Below are 15,782 nucleotides of genomic sequence, written 5' to 3' on the forward strand. Positions count from 1 at the left end.
CCCGGGTTTGCATGGTCAGAGCGGATGCCCGCCTGCGGCTAAGATGGACGAGTGTGTTTGCGCAAGCAGATGCCAAGGAGACGTCGCATAGTTCGGCTTAGTGCACCACCCTGCTAAGGTGGAGTACCCTTTACGGGGTACCGTGGGTTCAAATCCCACCGTCTCCGCAGCCATTCGAACCCCTGAATCCCTTATAAACACTGGGACTCAGGGGTTTTCCTTTACCCGAAAGAAAAGAAGCCTGATCATCACCACAAGCCACGAATTCTCCCGCGGGGGAACGGTGTTCGGCGACGACAATATGGCCGCCGCCGCCATCGACCGCATCGTCCACCACGGCCGGCTCCTCCAGCTTCGTGGCGAGTCCTACCGAGTAAAACACGCCCTCATGAAATAGCCGCCAGCACACCAGCCCGGGGACGAAAACGTCCCCGAAAACCGGCCGTTCTGACCACCGTGCTCAACTGGCCGGAAATCACGCCACACTGGCCGGATATTTATCGCACAAATGGCCGACATAAAGTTGACAAAACACAGTCCACACGCACCATCATCGCAACCTGGCTCTCGACTCCGAGGTCGTCACGGCCGGCAGCATCCAGATCACCAAACTGCGCGTCATCGAAAACACCGGCGAAAACCGCAGCGGCCAACGGCTCGCCCGCGATGCCGCCACAACGCATTTCGTGGAAGCCGAGCTCGGCCAAAACGTCGCCGCCACCCTGCACCAGGGCGACCCACCATTCAACATCTCGTGAAAGGAACACCCCAATGAACGACCACGATAGCGAACTCGTCACTCAGGCCACCGAGCTGGCCGACACGGCTCACTACCTGGCGCAAGCGACTCGACCCTGGCCCGGCGCTGCCCAGGGCGATTTTTCCCCCCTGCGCAAGCTGACCACGCCAAAGCAGTCTGGTGTCATGCCGTCCGCGCTCTCGTCCGAAGGCTGAATCCCCCGCGCCGACGACGATCAAACCCTCGCGTCATCAAACGCATGGTCTCGAAATGGCCCGCCAAACGCTCTCGCCATGCCGACTGGCCACAACCCGCTCACGAGCCAGAAAGCATCATTCAAACACTTAACTGAACGGTATGGGGCTTAGCGTGTCCCCCGATCGGGGTCAAGATGGTGACGAGCTAGGCACTAACAATGGCCTTCCGATTCCAGCCGTTCGTCATGGCTTCAGGCTATATCCCGCGACCCTTGGGCCTAGTCCGAAGCTGTCAAAGCCTCGCGTTTGGGCCCTTCTTGTTGCGTGAGTTTCAGTGGGTTGCACCGGTGTGTGAGGTACGTGCCGTTCCACGTGCGTGGACAATCTACCCAGCCTTGACTTATACCGCTAGGGGTATGGTGGAGATACGGATCAGTAAACGAAAGGAAACGATCAGATGATGTGGGGTAACGGAAGTATGGGATGGTCCTGGGGGTTCGGCCTGCTAGCTATTGCGGGTGTCGCCGTGCTCATTTATGTCATTGTTCGTTTTTTGTCGAACAAATCCGGAAGCAATGACACGCGATCTGCTCCGACGCAAGCTGATTCCGCCAGTGCCAGGCGGATTCTTGAAGAGCGTTTCGCTCGGGGGGAGCTCACTGCGGAGCAGTTGCGTGATCAGCTGCGGGTGCTCGAGGAGGGCCGGTAGTGCCAGGCCTTAGTCGCCGTAGTGCCCTGATCCTCGGCGGGGTGGGGATTGCAGGCACAGCTGTGGGGGGAACGGGTTTCTTCGTCAATCAACGGATCTACTCGACGACGTCACTGGCAATACCGTCCGGGAGCGACCTCGTGGAGCCTCCGGAGCTGCGAAGCATCAGCGGCACTCTCACCGTTGATCTTGAGTCTTCCCCCCAACAGGTGACCATTGCTGGCCGTGACGTGCGTGCGCTGAGTTACAACGGTGGCGTTCCCGGCCCCACACTGCGCGTTCGAGCGGGAGACGCCCTCAGCGTCAGCCTTCGTAATGGTCTGGCCGATCCGAGCAACTTGCACGTGCACGGCCTTCACGTTTCGCCGGAGAACAACGGCGACAACATGTTCGTAACCGTCGAAGCCGGCGACTCCTTTGATTACCAGTACGAATTGCCCGCCAATCACCCGCCGGGCGTCTACTGGTATCACCCGCACCATCACGGTTTCGTGTCCGATCAGGTATTCGGCGGGCTCTATGGCGCCATCATCGTCGAAGACCCCGACCCTATCCCTGCCAGCCGGGAACGCGTCCTCGTCATTTCCGACATGACCCTCGATTCCACGGGAACAATTTCAGCGGCCACAGCGATGGAGAAAATGTCCGGACGCGAGGGAGACCTCGTCCTGGTCAACGGGCAACTCACCCCCAGCATGACTGCCCGCCCTGGTGAGCGGGAACGATGGCGCATCATCAATGCCTGCGTGTCCCGCTACCTGCGGCTACGTCTCGACGGGCAGCAACTGTCCCTTCTCGGAATCGACTCCGGACGTTTCGAAGCCGCGCACGACGTCGACGAGGTCGTGCTGGCCCCCGGGAACCGGGCCGACCTTCTCGTCACCGGCACAGCCGGCACCTCCGTACTGCGTGCCCACACCTATGACCGAGGTACGTCCGGCGGAATGATGATGGGAGTCGGAGGCTCCGCTGGAGCCGACGACATCGCGCTGGCCACATTTCACGTAGCCGGTGACGACGTCGCCCCAGTCGCCGCCATACCCGGCCAGCCCGTTCCGCGTGACCTTCGCACGGCTACCGTAACCGCTCGACGCGAGTTGATCTTCGCGATGGGAATGGGCGGAAATATGGGCGGCGCAATGGGCGGGGAGACAGGCAGCGGCATGGGTGGAAACATGGATGGCGGCATGGGCGGAGGAGTGGGTGGGGGCATGATGTCAGCCACAATCAACGGCCAGGTATTCGATGCCACCCGGGTTGACACGACCGTGCAATTCGACAGCGTGGAGGACTGGATGCTGACAAATACCAGTCCGCTCGATCACCCCATGCACCTGCACGTGTGGCCGATGCAGATCATTGAACAGTCAGGCCGGCCCGTCGAAACCATCATGTGGCAGGACGTCGTGAACATCCCGGCACGCAGCACAGTGCGCGTACGTATCGCGTTTGACGACTTCAGCGGACGTACCGTGTACCACTGCCACATTCTTGACCACGAAGACAGCGGAATGATGGGCGTCATCACCGCAAACTGACAGTAGCCGCAACCATCAATTCGAAAAAATGAATCAGGAGAAACCAACGAACTACGCACACACCATCACCGTCTCGCTGCCCTACGAAGAAGCAGTCGCCAGAGTGCGCGAAGAACTAGCCAACCAGGGCTTCGGCGTTCTTACCGAAATCGACGTCCACGCGACCTTCGAAACGAAACTCGGCGTGGAAAGCGCACAGTCACTGGGCGAATACTTGATCCTGGGTGCGTGTAATCCGGCCCTCGCCGAACAAGCACTCACCGCAGAGCCCGACATGGGATTGCTGCTTCCGTGCAACGTCGTCATCCGACGAAGCCCATCAGCGACAATCACCACGGTGCAAGCTATCAACCCACAAACCATGGTCCAGCTCAGCAGCTCCCCAGGGATACAAAACGTTGCTGATCAAGCCGATGAACGTCTTCTCGCCGCGCTAGCCGCTCTGCAAGGAGAGAACAAAAGCAACTAATACGCGCTCTGGCCCGCGAGAGCACGGTGAGGGCTGTGCCGCTGGTTCTGCGTAAAGCAGCGCGCGGCGGCGCTCCTTCTGACATGAGGGCTGCCGCACATACCCGACCGCGGAACGAGGATGTCCTCGCCCGGGCCGTGCCAGCCGTCAGCGTCCGAGTAGCCGGGACCAGAATGAGCCAGTCGATTTTTCTTTCACGTGCCCGGCGCATTGCTGGTTGCGTGGAACACCGCGCATGACCTGATCAACGTGCTGACCGCAGCCCGCCCACGTTGTTTTTTGACACACTTTGCAGGTGACGGAACGACACATAATGGATCTCCATTCAATAAGGTGAACTGCTAAAAGAATTATACCCCTGGGAGTATTCTACTTACGCGGGACAGGGACGTGCTCATGTGACCCTGCTGTGAAGCGGTTATGCGGTTTCTCACAGGGCGCGAGGTTTAGCGGGCGGCGATACTGGCGCGCACGTCGTCCATGTTGAGGTTCTCGACGCCGGCAATGAGCTCTTCCAGGCTGGCTGCGTTGAGGGCGCCTGGCTGGGAAAAGACGAGTACGGAGTCCCGAAATGCCATCAGCGTGGGGATGGAGCGGATGCCCGCGGCTGCGGCCAATCCTTGTTCGGCTTCGGTGTCGACTTTTCCGAAAGTGATTGCGGGGTGTTTTTGAGACGCGGCGGTGAAGGTCGGGGCGAAACTGCGGCACGGGCCGCACCACTCGGCCCAGAAATCAACCAGCACGATGGGACTCTGGGCAATGGTCGCGTCAAAGGTGGTCTCGGTGAGATTGATGGTAGCCATACACACAGACTATACCCTTAGGGGTATCTTGCATACCGTGCGGGGTATGTGCGAGACTAGCGCACATACCCACTACACGCCCCAACTCGTGTCGGCGTGATGGGCCCCGACCTTTGGAGGCCACGATGATTTTGACCCAGTACTACCTCAACTGCCTGTCCCATGGCTCGTACCTCGTCGGTGATCCGACGAGCGGTCAAGCCGTCATCGTGGACCCCCGCCGCGACATCGACGAATACCTCGTCGACGCCCAGGCGAACAACCTGACCATCATCGGCGTCATCAACACGCATTTCCACGCCGACTTCGTCGCCGGTCACCTCGAGTTGGCCGCAGCCACTGGCGCCTGGATCGGCTACGGCACCCGCGCCGAGACCGAGTATGAGATCCACCACCTCGCCAATGGCGAGAAAATCTCGCTCGGCGAGGTGGAACTAGAAATTCTCGACACCCCCGGGCACACCTGGGAGTCCATCAGCATCGTCGTTCGTGAACACGCCAACGATGCCGTGCCCCATGCCGTCCTCACCGGCGACACCCTCTTCATCGGTGACGTGGGTCGTCCCGACCTGGCCGCATCCGTTGGCGCCGATCCCGACCAACTGGCCCGCGCCCTGTACGCGTCGATCCACACGACCCTTCTCGCCTTGCCCGATGCGGTGCGTGTTCTCCCCGCCCACGGTGCTGGTTCCGCCTGTGGCAAGAACCTCTCCGACGAGCTCGAATCCACTATCGGCACCCAGCGCCTCACGAACGCGTCCGTGCAGCCGATGAGTGAAGACGATTTCGTGACAATGATCCGCAGCGGCCAGCCCGCAATCCCCGGCTATTTCGCCGTCGACGCGATGATCAATCGCAGCGCGCACGAAATCATCGGTTCCACCCGTGCACTGGCACCGCTCACCTTGACGGATGTTCGCAGATCCGTTGAAAACGGAGCCCGCGTTCTCGACACCCGCAGCCCCGAGGACTTCGCCCTCGGGCACTTGGCCGGGTCCATTAACGTGGGACTGGACGGTCGCTTCTCCGAGACGGCCGGAATGCTCATCGAGCACGACGACAGCATCGTGATTATCGCCGACTCCGGCCGCGAAGCCGAGGCCGGAATGCGGCTGGCCCGCATTGGCTTCGACCGGGTCGCCGGATATCTGACAAACCCGGCGCAGGCGTTCACCGACCTCGGCCCGCTGGTGCAGGTCGGTGCGCGGGTCGAGCTTGAAGACTTCGAGGCTCTGCGCCGGGACACCGCCGCAACGATCCTCGACGTACGCAACCCCGGCGAGGTCGAGCAGGGCGCGATCCCGGGCTCGCTGCGCGTTCCCTTGGCCGAGCTGAGCCAGCGCCACGCCGAAGTGCCCGCCGGACCCGTGATCATCCACTGTGCCAGCGGCTGGCGTTCGAGCGTCGCCGCGAGTGCGCTGCGGAATCTTGGCCATTCGGACGTCACCGACCTCATCGGCGGCTATAACGCATGGGCTGCCCAATATTCAGTGAAAGCCTGATGGAGATGACCCGCGGCTGAACACCTAATCAACGTTGGCTTCACGGCAGACACGATCGTCAGAGGCCTGCCTTAGTGGCAGGCCTCAGGGCTGCCCGGCATTGCTACGCTCCCGCACCAAACTGAAACGGATCTACTATCTCTGACACCACGCACACCGTCAACCCCTCCCCGTCACCAATTGGGGCAGACGAATTCCATCAGTGGGTTCTTAATCGTGACGACCTGATGATCATCGATGTGAGGGGCGGTTCGGAGTTTGAAACCCGGCATATCCCGGGTTCGTATCACGTGCCGCTCCACCTGCTCAAAGAACACGCTGAAGAGTTTGCGGCGCAGATGGCCCCCCGGGTGGTGCTGGTGTGCCAGTCGGGTCGACGCGCGGAAGAAGCGCGAAAGAATCTTGACGCAGCCGGCCTGAACGGTGCTCGGGTATTGACCGGTGGTGTGGCGGGCTATGCCGCCGGCGGCGATATCACCAGCGGTCGCTCCACGTGGGCCATGGATCGACAGGTACGCATGACGGCCGGATCCCTGGTGTTGGCGAGCGTGCTGGCGGGGAGGTCCATCCATCCGCAGTTCCGTCTTCTCGCCGGCGTCATCGGTGCCGGTCTCACGGTGTCGGCCGCCACCAACAGTTGCACGCTGGGGCGAATTCTGTCGTGGATGCCCTGGAACCGCCCGGTTTCCGAACCCACGAAGAGTGACATCCTCGCGCAGCTGGCGCCGCACGCATGATCGTGGCCGCGCTGCTTCTGGGAGTGATCGTGGGTGCGCTGCTCGGCCTGGTCGGCGGGGGCGGGTCAATCCTGGCCGTTCCGGCCTTGGTCTACGGTGTCGGGTTACCCCTCGAGGAGGCGATACCAACCTCGCTGATCGTCGTGGGAGCGGCGTCGGCGGTCGCCGTGCTTCCGCGGCTGCGCACCGGCGTGAACTGGCGTCTGGCCGGCATCATCGGCGCCGCCGGCATTCCCACCGCCTACCTCGGCACCCTCGTAAACCGACTGGTTGACCCTCAGCTTCTGCTCGGCGCTTTTAGCGTGATCATGGTCATCGCTGGCGTGCGAATGTTCTTTGCCACCCCCGCCGCAACCGGCCCCTGTGCGCTGCCCGGCGGCGGAACCCGGTGGCGCAGTTGTCTGCCCCGTGCGCTGGCAACGGGCGCCGTGGTCGGGTTCCTGACTGGGCTGCTCGGCGTCGGCGGCGGGTTCCTGATCGTTCCGGCACTGGCCCTCGTGCTCGGACTCCCCATGGGCGTCACGATCGGCACGTCCCTCGTGATCATCGTCATCAATTCGGTCGCCGGCTTCAGCGCCCACCTGAGCGACGTGCAGATCGACTGGGCCGTCACCGGCGCCTTCGCGGGCACCGCTATGCTGGCATCTTTAATCGCGGGCAGACTCAGCCGGAGACTTCCCGACCGTGTTCTCAAAACAAGCTTCGCGATCCTTGTGCTCTGCATCGCCGTGTACGTCGCGATTCGCGCCGTCGCCGGCTAGCTCTCGCGAGCGGGGTCAGGCGAGGGACAGGAAAAGCTTTTCAAGCTCATTGACACTGAGCTGCTTGGTTTCTCCATCCGCGCCGTTATCGATGAGGCACTCCTTCATCGCCGACGAGATGATCGTGAACCCCGCCCGGTCAATGGCACTCGAGACAGCAGCCAGCTGGGTGACCACGGCACGACAATCAGCGCCGGACTCAACGGCTGTGATGACGGCGCCGAGCTGCCCCTGCGCGCGCTTGAGCCGATTGAGGGTCTTGCGCAGGTCGTCGCTGGCGTGGGTCGCGGGTTCGGTGATCCCCATGAGGGTGTGCTCCTGTTCGTAGGCGGATGCGAGGCTGGTTTTGTCTAGGATCATGATACCCCTTAGGGTATCAGTATATTCAAATATGGCAGCAAGCGTTTCGCGATGAAAAGTAAAGGAGGGCTATTCGAATGCGTGACCAGCGCACCAGCAGGGACGAATCATCACGGCGTGCCCCTTGGCGCGGCAAGCTGGCCGGGCTCGGCGGGGACCTGCGTCGCTGGCCCTCTCGCCGCTGGTGGGTTGCCCTGGCGACGGCATTGTTTACGGTGGTCTTCATTGCCATTCCGACGGACTTGATTGACACGCCATTCTTTTCGCGACAGATCCCGCCGACCGCCTGGTCGTGGCCGGTGCTCACCCTCAGCGCGGTCTTGACGGGCATGGTCACTGCCACCTATGTGGCGCACCCGGAAGGCGCCCCGCGCAGTAGGGCGGCCGGACGATTGGGCATGGCCGGTTGGCTGGTGACGTTCTTCGCGGTGGGATGCCCCGTCTGCAACAAACTGGTTCTCCTCGCTCTCGGCGCAACCGGAGCGATGCAATTCTTCGAGCCGGTCCAGCCGTATCTGGCCGCCGCGTCGATCGTCTTGCTCGGCGGGGCTCTCTACGCGCGCATGACTCGAGAAAATTCTTGCGGTCTTCCCGCTCGGACCACTGCCGCGACGGGAGTCCTTGATCGTGTTCTCTGACCTACAAACTTGGTCGACTCGACGCTGGATAATCACGGCCGCCGCAGCCGCAGCCGCGTTCATGGCTTTTGTAACCGGCTACGCGCCCCGGGCGGACGACGCAGACGGCGCCCTGTGGTGGACGGTCGCGGCCACCGCGCTCGGAGCGAGCTTGATCGGCTTGATCGTTGCCAGTTATGTCGGAACCCCCATCGGCGCCGACGCAACTCTCTGCGACACACGGTGGCCAGCTCTGGGTCTGATCGCGCTGTATCTGACCACCGAAGTCCGCTCCCTCGACCCGATAGTGAGCGGTGCTGCGCGCCCGGCCCTGGCCGCCGCCGCCCTCGCCCTATTGATCTGGGCCCTGCGCGAAAGACTGGTCAGCGAACGCCGAGCCACCACCCGCCGCGAATCGTCAGAGTCCGCTGAGGGTGACGTCTGCACTACCTGCATGCCCTTGTTCCCGCGCTCCCGGAAAGTCGGTCCCAGGCCGATCACACTGCCACCCACTCCACGCACCGGTCAGGATACCCAGCCATGAAGAAAGCACTTACCGGCATCACAATCGCCGTGGCGGCACTGCTCAGCATGGTCGCCTGCGCGAGCCCCGCGCCGGCGCCCTCCATCGCTGTCACCTCCAGTACGGTCGTCGTCGATGTGCGCACCGCACCAGAGTATGTCGGTGGACACCTTCAGGACGCCATCCATATTGACGTGCAATCCCCGGACTTCGACACGCTGATCGCGGCGCTGCCAATCGACGGGAACTACATCATCTACTGCGCCACCGGAAACCGGTCGGCTGCAGCAGTCACCCGCATGGCCGACCTCGGGTTCACCACGCTGACCGATGCTGGTGGCATCACGGACGCATCTGCCGCCACCGGACTGGCCATCGTTGTCGACAAATAAGCTTCCTCTGTTCGCATTTAAATTAATACCCCACGGGGTATACTGAGGACTTCAGCTCGACCAACGAAGGAGTCACTATGTGCAGTCCCACGCGATGCGACAATTGCGGAAAAACCACTTGGACCGGATGCGGCATGCACGTCGATGAGGTTATGGCCGACGTCCCAACGAGTCAGCAGTGCACTTGCGCCACGCGCTCGAATTCCTAACCGCCCGCGGTTTGTAACCGAGGCGCTTCGTTCATGACGCGGCGGTACGCCTTGGCTTCACCAAGGTGGAGATTCCCTTCGCCGACGTGGGTAACGATGCGGTCAACAGCGAGAGCAATTGGTGGCGGGGCGGTGGTTGCTTGGAGCATGACTGGACTCTTTTCAATCAGAAAACCGGGAATGTTCCCAGGCTCGGACGGGGAGGCGGCTATAACTGTCTTTTTGACCCTAATGTGCGTACATTTAAGATGGTGCCGACACAACAGAACTTCACAAAAAATAGGCAGATCCGACGAGTCAAGGTGCGGCGACGCACGCTCCTGATGCTTTTAGGAGCGGCGGCAGTTCTCGCAGTCGTCATCGTCGGAGTGGTTGCGCAACAATCTGTCGAAGAATCCACTTCGGCCCCCGCTGAACAATCCGGGGAAAAAAGCGGCGAGCAGACGCTCAATCTCGCCCGACGTGTCGATGGCGAGGTGACGGCACTCGGAGAGGTCGACGCGCCGGTCGTTTTGGTCGAATACGCCGATTTCCGGTGTCCGTTTTGTGGGGTTTTCGCGCGCGATACCCTCCCTGTCCTTGTCGAGGAGTATGTGGACAGCGGTCAAGTGCGCATCGAATGGCGGGATCTGCCGGTGTTCGGCGAGGAATCCACGGCTGCGGCTGTGGCTGCCCGCGCGGCTGGCGAGCAAGGTTTCTTCTGGGAGTTTGCCGAGGTCGTCTTTGCGGGTGCCCCAGAACGCGGACATGTGGCACTGCCCCCGGAACGTCTTTTGGAAATCGCGACGGAAATTGGTGTTCCCAACCTTGAGCAGTTCGTCTCCGACCTGGACAATGCTGAACTCTTGGAGAAAGTGAACATTGACGCGGCAGAGGCACGGTACCTCGGAATTACCAGCACGCCCATGTTCGTGGTGAACGAAACGCCGATTTCCGGCGCGATGCCGGTGCAGGTGTTTCGCGACACGATCGACAGCGAACTGGCGAAGGCCGGACGCTAGACATGGATATTGGCTACGCTGGCGCCCTGATCGGTGGGATGCTGACACTTTTGAGCCCCTGCTCGGTCATGCTTCTTCCTGCGTTCTTCGCCTACGCGTTCGCGAAGCCGTCCGAGCTGCTTGCCCGTACCGGATTGTTTTATCTGGGTCTGATTACCACGTTGGTGCCGCTGGGAGTGCTGGCTGGCACGGTCGGAGTGTTTGTCACGCAAAATCGCACGGCTTTCGTCGGGATCGCCTCATTGCTCGTGGTGTTGATGGGTATCATCCAAATTTCTGGACTACGTTTTCCCACCTTCACCCGCGGCGGCGCGGCCGAAGGGACCTCGGCGGTATCGGTCTACGTCCTCGGCGCTGTCTACGGAGTAGCCGGAGTGTGTGCAGGTCCTATCCTTGGATCGGTGCTTACGGTGGCCGCCCTCGGCAGTAACGCCGTCTACGGGGGAGTGCTCTTAGCGATCTACGCGCTCGGCATGGCAGCGCCCCTGATCGTGCTCGCCTTGTTGTGGGACCGACTTTCACTGGGAAAGAGTCGCTGGCTGCGCCCCCGGATGCTCACTATCGGACGATGGGAGAACTCGTGGTTGATGATCGTATCCGGGATCCTGTCAATCCTGATCGGAGTCTTCCTGTTCCTCACCGACGGTACCGCGAGCCTCGGCGGAGTTTTGACCATCGGAGATCAGTTCGCTACCGAGGCCTGGGTACTCGATATGTCCTCACTCGTGACCAATTTGGGATTCGGGATCGCCGCGATCGTCGTGCTGGGCCTCATCGCGCTGGCCTACGCGGCTCGGAACCGTCGCACGCGCCGGCAGTGAATACCTCAAAAGCAAGAATGAGACGCGCTGCCGGAGCCGCAGCCGCCACGCTCGTTAGCGTTGTGTTGCTGGCCGCGTGTTCCGGACCTTAGTCGCAGCTCGGCGCTCATTGTGTCTCCGACGACGTCTCGCCCGCGGTCATGCTCAGCGCGCACGACGGTACTGTCAGTGTTGCCGAAGACGCGACGGGAGCGTCAGCGATCGAGTAGGGAAGTAATGGCACCGGCCTCATCGAGACGGCAGGCGTACTCACGGCTGTCGACACCACCACCGGAGAAATACACTGGGACGCGAACGCACTCTCACGCCCCACGGACGTCGAATCTTCCTCAGCGGTCTCGGGTGCCGTCAACGCATCTCAGGGCGGTATTGTCTTTCTGGACTGGGTCAACCCCGCGGGCGACACAGTCGTGAGCGCCCACAATCCGAGAACTGGCGCTATTCTCGCGGAATTTTCGGGGCATCTGGCCGGACCGTCAATCATTAACGAGTCATCAGAAAACCTCGCCGTGTCCTCCTTCCGTCCACCGGACGGGGCGACGATGCTCACCGCAATTGATCCGGACTCCGGAACGCTGTGGGAGCATGTTCTGGAGAGCGCCACTGCCCCGGTATCTGCCTCTGACAAAGTGATTACCTTCGTGGCGGGATGGGAAACGTTACGATCACCTCGTCCGACGGTCACCAGCAGCAACGCGGTCAGGAACGAATTCCGATGGCTGTTCTCCCTAACGGAACCGGGCTCTTTCCCACCCGGGACCCCTACGAGTACGTCCTGGCCATCCCTCAGCTCGACGGTCTTGAGGCTGACCGATAAAGACTAAAGATCACCGGGGTGAGAATGATGTGGTGACCGCGAAACGGTCGCCACGGACGACAGTCTCCCGCCATTCCACCGGACGTCCCGCCGCACGACCACACCGTTCAATGAAGAAAGCGGCAGTGCCGACCGGGCAGTCAAGAACTCGCGCCTGTTCGGCGGTAACGGTAATCGCTGTCAGGGTCTCCTGTCCGCCATCCAGCGTGATCCCACACCGGAGCGTCAGCTCCTGATAGAGAGCAGTGTTGCTGAAATCGACGTCGAGAAGACCGGCAGCGCGATCGGCAGGCAGCCAGGCGCTGTCAACGGCAAAGACATAGTCGTCAGCGAAACGACGGCGCTCAATATTGACCAGCGGAGCGTCGCCGGGCAGGTCGAGCCGGTCAGCAATCCGCGCGTCGACACGGATCTCGCACCGGATCAACTCGCTGTGCTGCCTCATCCCAGAGGCCTCAACTGCCGCAAACAAGCTGTAAACCGGCCCAAAGCGATGTTCTTCGCCGTGGTTGACGTGCACCACCGGGCGTTTACCCCGACTTGATGAAACCAGCCCCTCTCGACGCAGAGGGTTCAGCGCAAGTCGAACGGTACTCCGGCTCACCTGATATTCCGCGGTTAGTTGAATTTCACCGGGGAACGTGTCCGCGAATTCGCCCGAGGTTATCCGGTTGAGAATGTCGTCATGGACGCGCAACCAGAGTGGCTGGCCAGGCAATCTGGCCAGTCGTGCCCGGTCTGCTTCAGCCGCAGTTGACATGTGAGTTCCGCTTCTCCTCGGGCAATAGGTGCGCCAAAATGCAATTATCCCTTGCGTGCACTACGAGTGTGGGTCGTAACACCTATTCGACGTTGCTGCCACGAAATGCCGGTCAATATCGTGGGATTGGGTGGGGCGCTGGATGGGTGGACGTCACGGGCTTCGAGCTCTGCGTCGATCTCGTGCGGATCGAAAACAGGGCCAGTGCCGGGCCGCTTTCGCGGGTTGCCTGCCTTAGGGTCCGGTTTTGCAGCCCGCTGGTCGTCGGACTTTCCACAACCGGCTTCGGGCGCTTCGGATGGCCGCGCCCGTGGAATTAATTCCGCGATGTGATGGAAAAGTGATCTGGCACGACCTCCGAGTCCCGCGCCAACAATGCGAATTAGGAATTACGTGAACTACCCGCAGCCATTCGAACCCCTGAATCCCGTGAACACTGGGACTCAGGGGTTTTCCTTTGCCCTGTTCACGCTCACCGAAATGCGGTGCTTGCGGCAAATCCTCAGACTCGGGTCAGTCGATCCCCGTATCCTCATATCAGCAAGGGGAGTATTCCGACACGGTCGGCTCGTCATTACGGATGCTTGGTGCATCCCGGGCCACCGGTTCTCGTTCGCGGGAATGGAAAAGACCTTGACGTCGTATCAGCGTCAAGATTGGAGCCCCCTGATGAACGTGTCCCTGCTCATCTGGACCATCACTATCCTCGTCACGATCGCCTTCTTCGTATTCGAGTTCTTTGCACATGTGCGAACCCCGCACGAGCCGACGATCCGGGAGTCCGCCTGGTGGTCGGCCTTCTACATCGGCCTTGCGCTGATGTTCGGCGTCGGAATCGGCATCGTCTCGGGGTGGACCTTCAGCGGTGAGTACTTCGCCGGCTACCTGACCGAAAAGGCCCTCTCGATAGACAACCTCTTCGTGTTCTTGCTCGTCATGACGGCCTTCGCCGTCCCGCGCGCCTATCAGCAGAAGGTTCTACTGATCGGCATCGCGCTCGCACTTGTCATGCGCGGAGTCTTCATCGCGGTCGGCGCGACCCTGATCGCGAACTTCTCCTGGATCTTCTACCTCTTCGGAGCGCTGCTGCTGCTGCTGGCCTACCGCCAGGCCTTCACGCATAGCGAGTCGAACCCGGCCAACGGCCGTCTCATGCGGTTTGTCAGGCGTCACCTGTCCGTGACCGACGAGTATCACGGCGACAAACTCTCGGTCCTGAAGGACGGCCGCCGGTTTGTGACCCCCCTGCTGCTCGTGCTAGTCGCGATAGCCTTCGTCGACCTGATCTTCGCTGTCGACTCGATCCCAGCGATCTTCGGCCTCACCGACGAGGCGTACATCGTCTTTACCGCGAACGCCTTCGCCCTCATGGGTCTGCGCCAACTGTACTTCCTCATCGGCGGCCTGCTGCAGCGCCTGGTCTACCTGGCTCAGGGACTCGCGGTGATCCTCGCATTCATCGGAGTGAAGCTCGTGCTGCACGCGCTCAAGCTCAACGAGCTGTCGTTCATCAACGGCGGCCAACCGGTGCCCTGGGCCTTCGACATCCCGATCTGGTTCTCGTTAGTATTCATCGGCACCACGATTGCGGTGGCTACCGTCGCAAGTCTCGTGAAGACCAGAGGCCAGCGAGCCCCCGTCACCGAACCCGTTGCCGCCGAGGTGAGCGACCGTTGAGCACCTAGGCAGCTCGCAAAACCTGCCGGCGAGCCCGCTACCCCAACCTGTTGAGCACATCCGCCTTCTATTCGCTGGACTACGCCATGTGGGCAGCAGGCACGGTATGCCACCCTCAATAGCAGAGAAAATGTTTGGTCAGACGCAATGGGTTCGTGTGGGGACGGCGGCTGACCGGTCGGGTTGGTGGTGCTTCGCCACGACCGCACCCGCTTGCCGCCAATCTGACGGCGAGCCCGATGATTGGCATTCCAATGATGTTCTCCCGATCCCTGCACGGAGGTCGACATCGGCTCCGAACCAGCCTCCGTGTCTGGGTCATCGGTCGAAGATCTCGACCAACAATGGCGAGATAATCGCCAAAGCTGGGAGCTTGCCACGCTGATTGCACTATGTGCGTCGTTGCACTTAGTGTAAGCACGTGACGTTTCAGAACACCGCCCCCGACCGCCGTGCCGAACTCAAGGCACGGTACCGCCAGGCGATTCTGGATGCCGCTGACGCGCTCATCCGCGAACGTGGTAAACCGCAATTCAGCGTTGACGAGCTTGCCGAGCGCGCCGACGTCTCCAGGCGCACCGTCTTCAACCACTTTGCATCACTCGACGACGTGATCATGACCACCTGCACCCGGGTTCTCAGCGCCACCGTTGATGAATTTCGTGCAGCGACAGCATCGACTCCAGCAGGCGATGGCAGCCGCGAAGGCCTGTTCGACGAACTCACGACGGCCCTTCGCAACATCGATCTGCCGCCGGTCGTCGCGTATCTAGCGGGGGTACTCAACGCGGAGGGCGAGAACGGTCGATCCCAACACGGCATCAGCGATGTTTTCACGCGCACCACCGAACAGCTCTCGACCGAGATCGCCGCTCGTACGGGCGCAATGGACGAATTCGAAGTTGCGATTCTGGTCAGCTCGGTGATGAACGGCATCGCCATCGTATCCGCCCACTGGCTGGTCCGAACGGGCGGCGCACTCGACGCCTCGTCGCGCGCAGTGTGGAACGAACTGCTCGACCGCCTCATGGTCACCGTCCGCACCGGCTACGCACCTTCCAACTGAAGTACTCGACTTGCCTGCTCGACCCCACAGCTCGATTCCCGATGATGCGACGCGAGACGCCACTCCGGTCACCCGACCACAACC

Annotated in this window: 19 protein-coding genes and 1 tRNA gene; 16 read left to right on the forward strand and 4 right to left on the reverse strand. The window is 61.4% G+C overall.

Annotated elements, in window-relative coordinates; all coding sequences use genetic code 11:
- The first annotated feature begins 76 nt into the window (after positions 1 to 76).
- Both CXY77_RS05245 and CXY77_RS05250 read left to right on the forward strand, forming a co-directional pair.
- Positions 77 to 167, forward strand: a tRNA-Ser gene (locus CXY77_RS05245).
- Positions 143 to 397: an ATP-binding protein gene (locus CXY77_RS05250; RefSeq protein WP_304466259.1), complete on the forward strand. Its 255-nt coding sequence runs from the start codon at positions 143 to 145 to the stop codon at positions 395 to 397. Before CXY77_RS05245 ends, CXY77_RS05250 begins: the two co-directional genes overlap by 25 nt.
- Positions 398 to 497: 100 nt before the next feature.
- Here the strand turns inward: CXY77_RS05250 and CXY77_RS05255 are convergent, their stop codons facing one another.
- Positions 498 to 767, reverse strand: coding sequence for a hypothetical protein (locus tag CXY77_RS05255; RefSeq protein WP_140425484.1), 270 nt, complete (start codon positions 765 to 767; stop codon positions 498 to 500).
- A 4-nt stretch (positions 768 to 771) separates the two neighbouring features.
- On the opposite strand from CXY77_RS05255, the gene CXY77_RS05260 reads away from it, so the two are divergent.
- The 3 genes from CXY77_RS05260 (at position 772) to CXY77_RS05275 (ending at position 3,652) form a co-directional block, all read left to right on the forward strand.
- Positions 772 to 954: a hypothetical protein gene (locus CXY77_RS05260; RefSeq protein WP_092338692.1), complete on the forward strand. Its 183-nt coding sequence runs from the start codon at positions 772 to 774 to the stop codon at positions 952 to 954.
- Between the two features lie 690 nt (positions 955 to 1,644).
- Positions 1,645 to 3,183, forward strand: a complete 1,539-nt coding sequence (locus CXY77_RS05270) for a multicopper oxidase family protein (protein WP_104129774.1) — start codon at positions 1,645 to 1,647, stop codon at positions 3,181 to 3,183.
- Positions 3,184 to 3,211: 28 nt separating this feature from the next.
- Positions 3,212 to 3,652: a DUF302 domain-containing protein gene (locus CXY77_RS05275; protein ID WP_104088120.1), complete on the forward strand. Its 441-nt coding sequence runs from the start codon at positions 3,212 to 3,214 to the stop codon at positions 3,650 to 3,652.
- Between the two features lie 446 nt (positions 3,653 to 4,098).
- Here the strand turns inward: CXY77_RS05275 and CXY77_RS05280 are convergent, their stop codons facing one another.
- The gene (locus tag CXY77_RS05280) at positions 4,099 to 4,455 is read right to left on the reverse strand and encodes a co-chaperone YbbN (protein ID WP_104088122.1); all 357 of its coding nucleotides are present in this window, start codon (positions 4,453 to 4,455) and stop codon (positions 4,099 to 4,101) included.
- A gap of 125 nt (positions 4,456 to 4,580) precedes the next feature.
- Between CXY77_RS05280 and CXY77_RS05285 the strand changes: the two genes are divergently transcribed.
- The 3 genes from CXY77_RS05285 (at position 4,581) to CXY77_RS05295 (ending at position 7,455) form a co-directional block, all read left to right on the forward strand.
- The gene (locus tag CXY77_RS05285) at positions 4,581 to 5,957 is read left to right on the forward strand and encodes a rhodanese-like domain-containing protein (protein WP_104088124.1); all 1,377 of its coding nucleotides are present in this window, start codon (positions 4,581 to 4,583) and stop codon (positions 5,955 to 5,957) included.
- A 179-nt stretch (positions 5,958 to 6,136) separates the two neighbouring features.
- Positions 6,137 to 6,694, forward strand: a complete 558-nt coding sequence (locus CXY77_RS05290; protein WP_255409984.1) for a rhodanese-like domain-containing protein — start codon at positions 6,137 to 6,139, stop codon at positions 6,692 to 6,694.
- Positions 6,691 to 7,455: a sulfite exporter TauE/SafE family protein gene (locus CXY77_RS05295; protein WP_092338706.1), complete on the forward strand. Its 765-nt coding sequence runs from the start codon at positions 6,691 to 6,693 to the stop codon at positions 7,453 to 7,455. Before CXY77_RS05290 ends, CXY77_RS05295 begins: the two co-directional genes overlap by 4 nt.
- Before the next feature lie 15 nt (positions 7,456 to 7,470).
- Here the strand turns inward: CXY77_RS05295 and CXY77_RS05300 are convergent, their stop codons facing one another.
- Positions 7,471 to 7,761: a metal-sensitive transcriptional regulator gene (locus tag CXY77_RS05300; protein ID WP_104088176.1), complete on the reverse strand. Its 291-nt coding sequence runs from the start codon at positions 7,759 to 7,761 to the stop codon at positions 7,471 to 7,473.
- Between the two features lie 131 nt (positions 7,762 to 7,892).
- Here CXY77_RS05300 and CXY77_RS05305 point away from each other — a divergent pair, with 131 nt between their 5' ends.
- From CXY77_RS05305 to CXY77_RS20105, 6 genes are all read left to right on the forward strand, one after another.
- Complete coding sequence (locus CXY77_RS05305) at positions 7,893 to 8,453, forward strand: hypothetical protein (RefSeq protein WP_233197249.1); 561 nt, start codon at positions 7,893 to 7,895, stop codon at positions 8,451 to 8,453.
- A 61-nt stretch (positions 8,454 to 8,514) separates the two neighbouring features.
- Positions 8,515 to 8,976 carry a hypothetical protein gene (locus CXY77_RS05310; RefSeq protein ID WP_104088127.1) on the forward strand — a complete coding sequence of 154 codons (462 nt, stop codon included), beginning with the start codon at positions 8,515 to 8,517 and terminating at the stop codon, positions 8,974 to 8,976.
- Entirely contained in the window at positions 8,973 to 9,347 is a 375-nt protein-coding gene (locus CXY77_RS05315; protein ID WP_092338710.1) for a rhodanese-like domain-containing protein, read from the forward strand. Before CXY77_RS05310 ends, CXY77_RS05315 begins: the two co-directional genes overlap by 4 nt.
- A 274-nt stretch (positions 9,348 to 9,621) precedes the next feature.
- Positions 9,622 to 10,557 (forward strand): DsbA family protein, encoded by a 936-nt coding sequence (locus CXY77_RS05320; protein WP_233197250.1) that lies wholly within the window; start codon positions 9,622 to 9,624, stop codon positions 10,555 to 10,557.
- Between the two features lie 2 nt (positions 10,558 to 10,559).
- Entirely contained in the window at positions 10,560 to 11,378 is an 819-nt protein-coding gene (locus CXY77_RS05325; RefSeq protein ID WP_104129775.1) for a cytochrome c biogenesis CcdA family protein, read from the forward strand.
- A 649-nt stretch (positions 11,379 to 12,027) separates the two neighbouring features.
- Complete coding sequence (locus tag CXY77_RS20105; protein WP_158252784.1) at positions 12,028 to 12,195, forward strand: hypothetical protein; 168 nt, start codon at positions 12,028 to 12,030, stop codon at positions 12,193 to 12,195.
- Positions 12,196 to 12,205: 10 nt separating this feature from the next.
- On the opposite strand, the gene CXY77_RS05330 is transcribed toward CXY77_RS20105, so the two are convergent.
- Positions 12,206 to 12,955: a GntR family transcriptional regulator gene (locus tag CXY77_RS05330; protein WP_092338716.1), complete on the reverse strand. Its 750-nt coding sequence runs from the start codon at positions 12,953 to 12,955 to the stop codon at positions 12,206 to 12,208.
- Positions 12,956 to 13,624: 669 nt separating this feature from the next.
- On the opposite strand from CXY77_RS05330, the gene CXY77_RS05335 reads away from it, so the two are divergent.
- Together CXY77_RS05335 and CXY77_RS05340 are read left to right on the forward strand one after the other, a co-directional pair.
- Positions 13,625 to 14,632: a TerC/Alx family metal homeostasis membrane protein gene (locus CXY77_RS05335; RefSeq protein ID WP_092338718.1), complete on the forward strand. Its 1,008-nt coding sequence runs from the start codon at positions 13,625 to 13,627 to the stop codon at positions 14,630 to 14,632.
- Between the two features lie 421 nt (positions 14,633 to 15,053).
- Positions 15,054 to 15,698 carry a TetR/AcrR family transcriptional regulator gene (locus tag CXY77_RS05340; protein WP_104088132.1) on the forward strand — a complete coding sequence of 215 codons (645 nt, stop codon included), beginning with the start codon at positions 15,054 to 15,056 and terminating at the stop codon, positions 15,696 to 15,698.
- Positions 15,699 to 15,782 lie beyond the last annotated feature (84 nt).

It is taken from the genome of Cryobacterium sp. N21 (assembly GCF_002929575.1).
Classification (GTDB): domain Bacteria; phylum Actinomycetota; class Actinomycetes; order Actinomycetales; family Microbacteriaceae; genus Cryobacterium; species Cryobacterium flavum.

Excerpts from the sequence above, each read along its gene's own strand:
- CXY77_RS05260 (WP_092338692.1), top strand. The coding sequence starts at position 772 with ATGAACGACCACGATAGCGAACTCGTCACTCAGGCCACCGAGCTGGCC.
- CXY77_RS05275 (WP_104088120.1), top strand. The coding sequence starts at position 3,212 with ATGAATCAGGAGAAACCAACGAACTACGCACACACCATCACCGTCTCG.
- CXY77_RS05280 (WP_104088122.1), bottom strand. The coding sequence starts at position 4,455 with ATGGCTACCATCAATCTCACCGAGACCACCTTTGACGCGACCATTGCC.
- CXY77_RS05285 (WP_104088124.1), top strand. The coding sequence starts at position 4,581 with ATGATTTTGACCCAGTACTACCTCAACTGCCTGTCCCATGGCTCGTAC.
- CXY77_RS05295 (WP_092338706.1), top strand. The coding sequence starts at position 6,691 with ATGATCGTGGCCGCGCTGCTTCTGGGAGTGATCGTGGGTGCGCTGCTC.
- CXY77_RS05300 (WP_104088176.1), bottom strand. The coding sequence starts at position 7,761 with ATGGGGATCACCGAACCCGCGACCCACGCCAGCGACGACCTGCGCAAG.
- CXY77_RS05305 (WP_233197249.1), top strand. The coding sequence starts at position 7,893 with ATGCGTGACCAGCGCACCAGCAGGGACGAATCATCACGGCGTGCCCCT.
- CXY77_RS05310 (WP_104088127.1), top strand. The coding sequence starts at position 8,515 with ATGGCTTTTGTAACCGGCTACGCGCCCCGGGCGGACGACGCAGACGGC.
- CXY77_RS05315 (WP_092338710.1), top strand. The coding sequence starts at position 8,973 with ATGAAGAAAGCACTTACCGGCATCACAATCGCCGTGGCGGCACTGCTC.
- CXY77_RS05325 (WP_104129775.1), top strand. The coding sequence starts at position 10,560 with ATGGATATTGGCTACGCTGGCGCCCTGATCGGTGGGATGCTGACACTT.
- CXY77_RS20105 (WP_158252784.1), top strand. The coding sequence starts at position 12,028 with ATGGGAAACGTTACGATCACCTCGTCCGACGGTCACCAGCAGCAACGC.
- CXY77_RS05330 (WP_092338716.1), bottom strand. The coding sequence starts at position 12,955 with ATGTCAACTGCGGCTGAAGCAGACCGGGCACGACTGGCCAGATTGCCT.
- CXY77_RS05335 (WP_092338718.1), top strand. The coding sequence starts at position 13,625 with ATGAACGTGTCCCTGCTCATCTGGACCATCACTATCCTCGTCACGATC.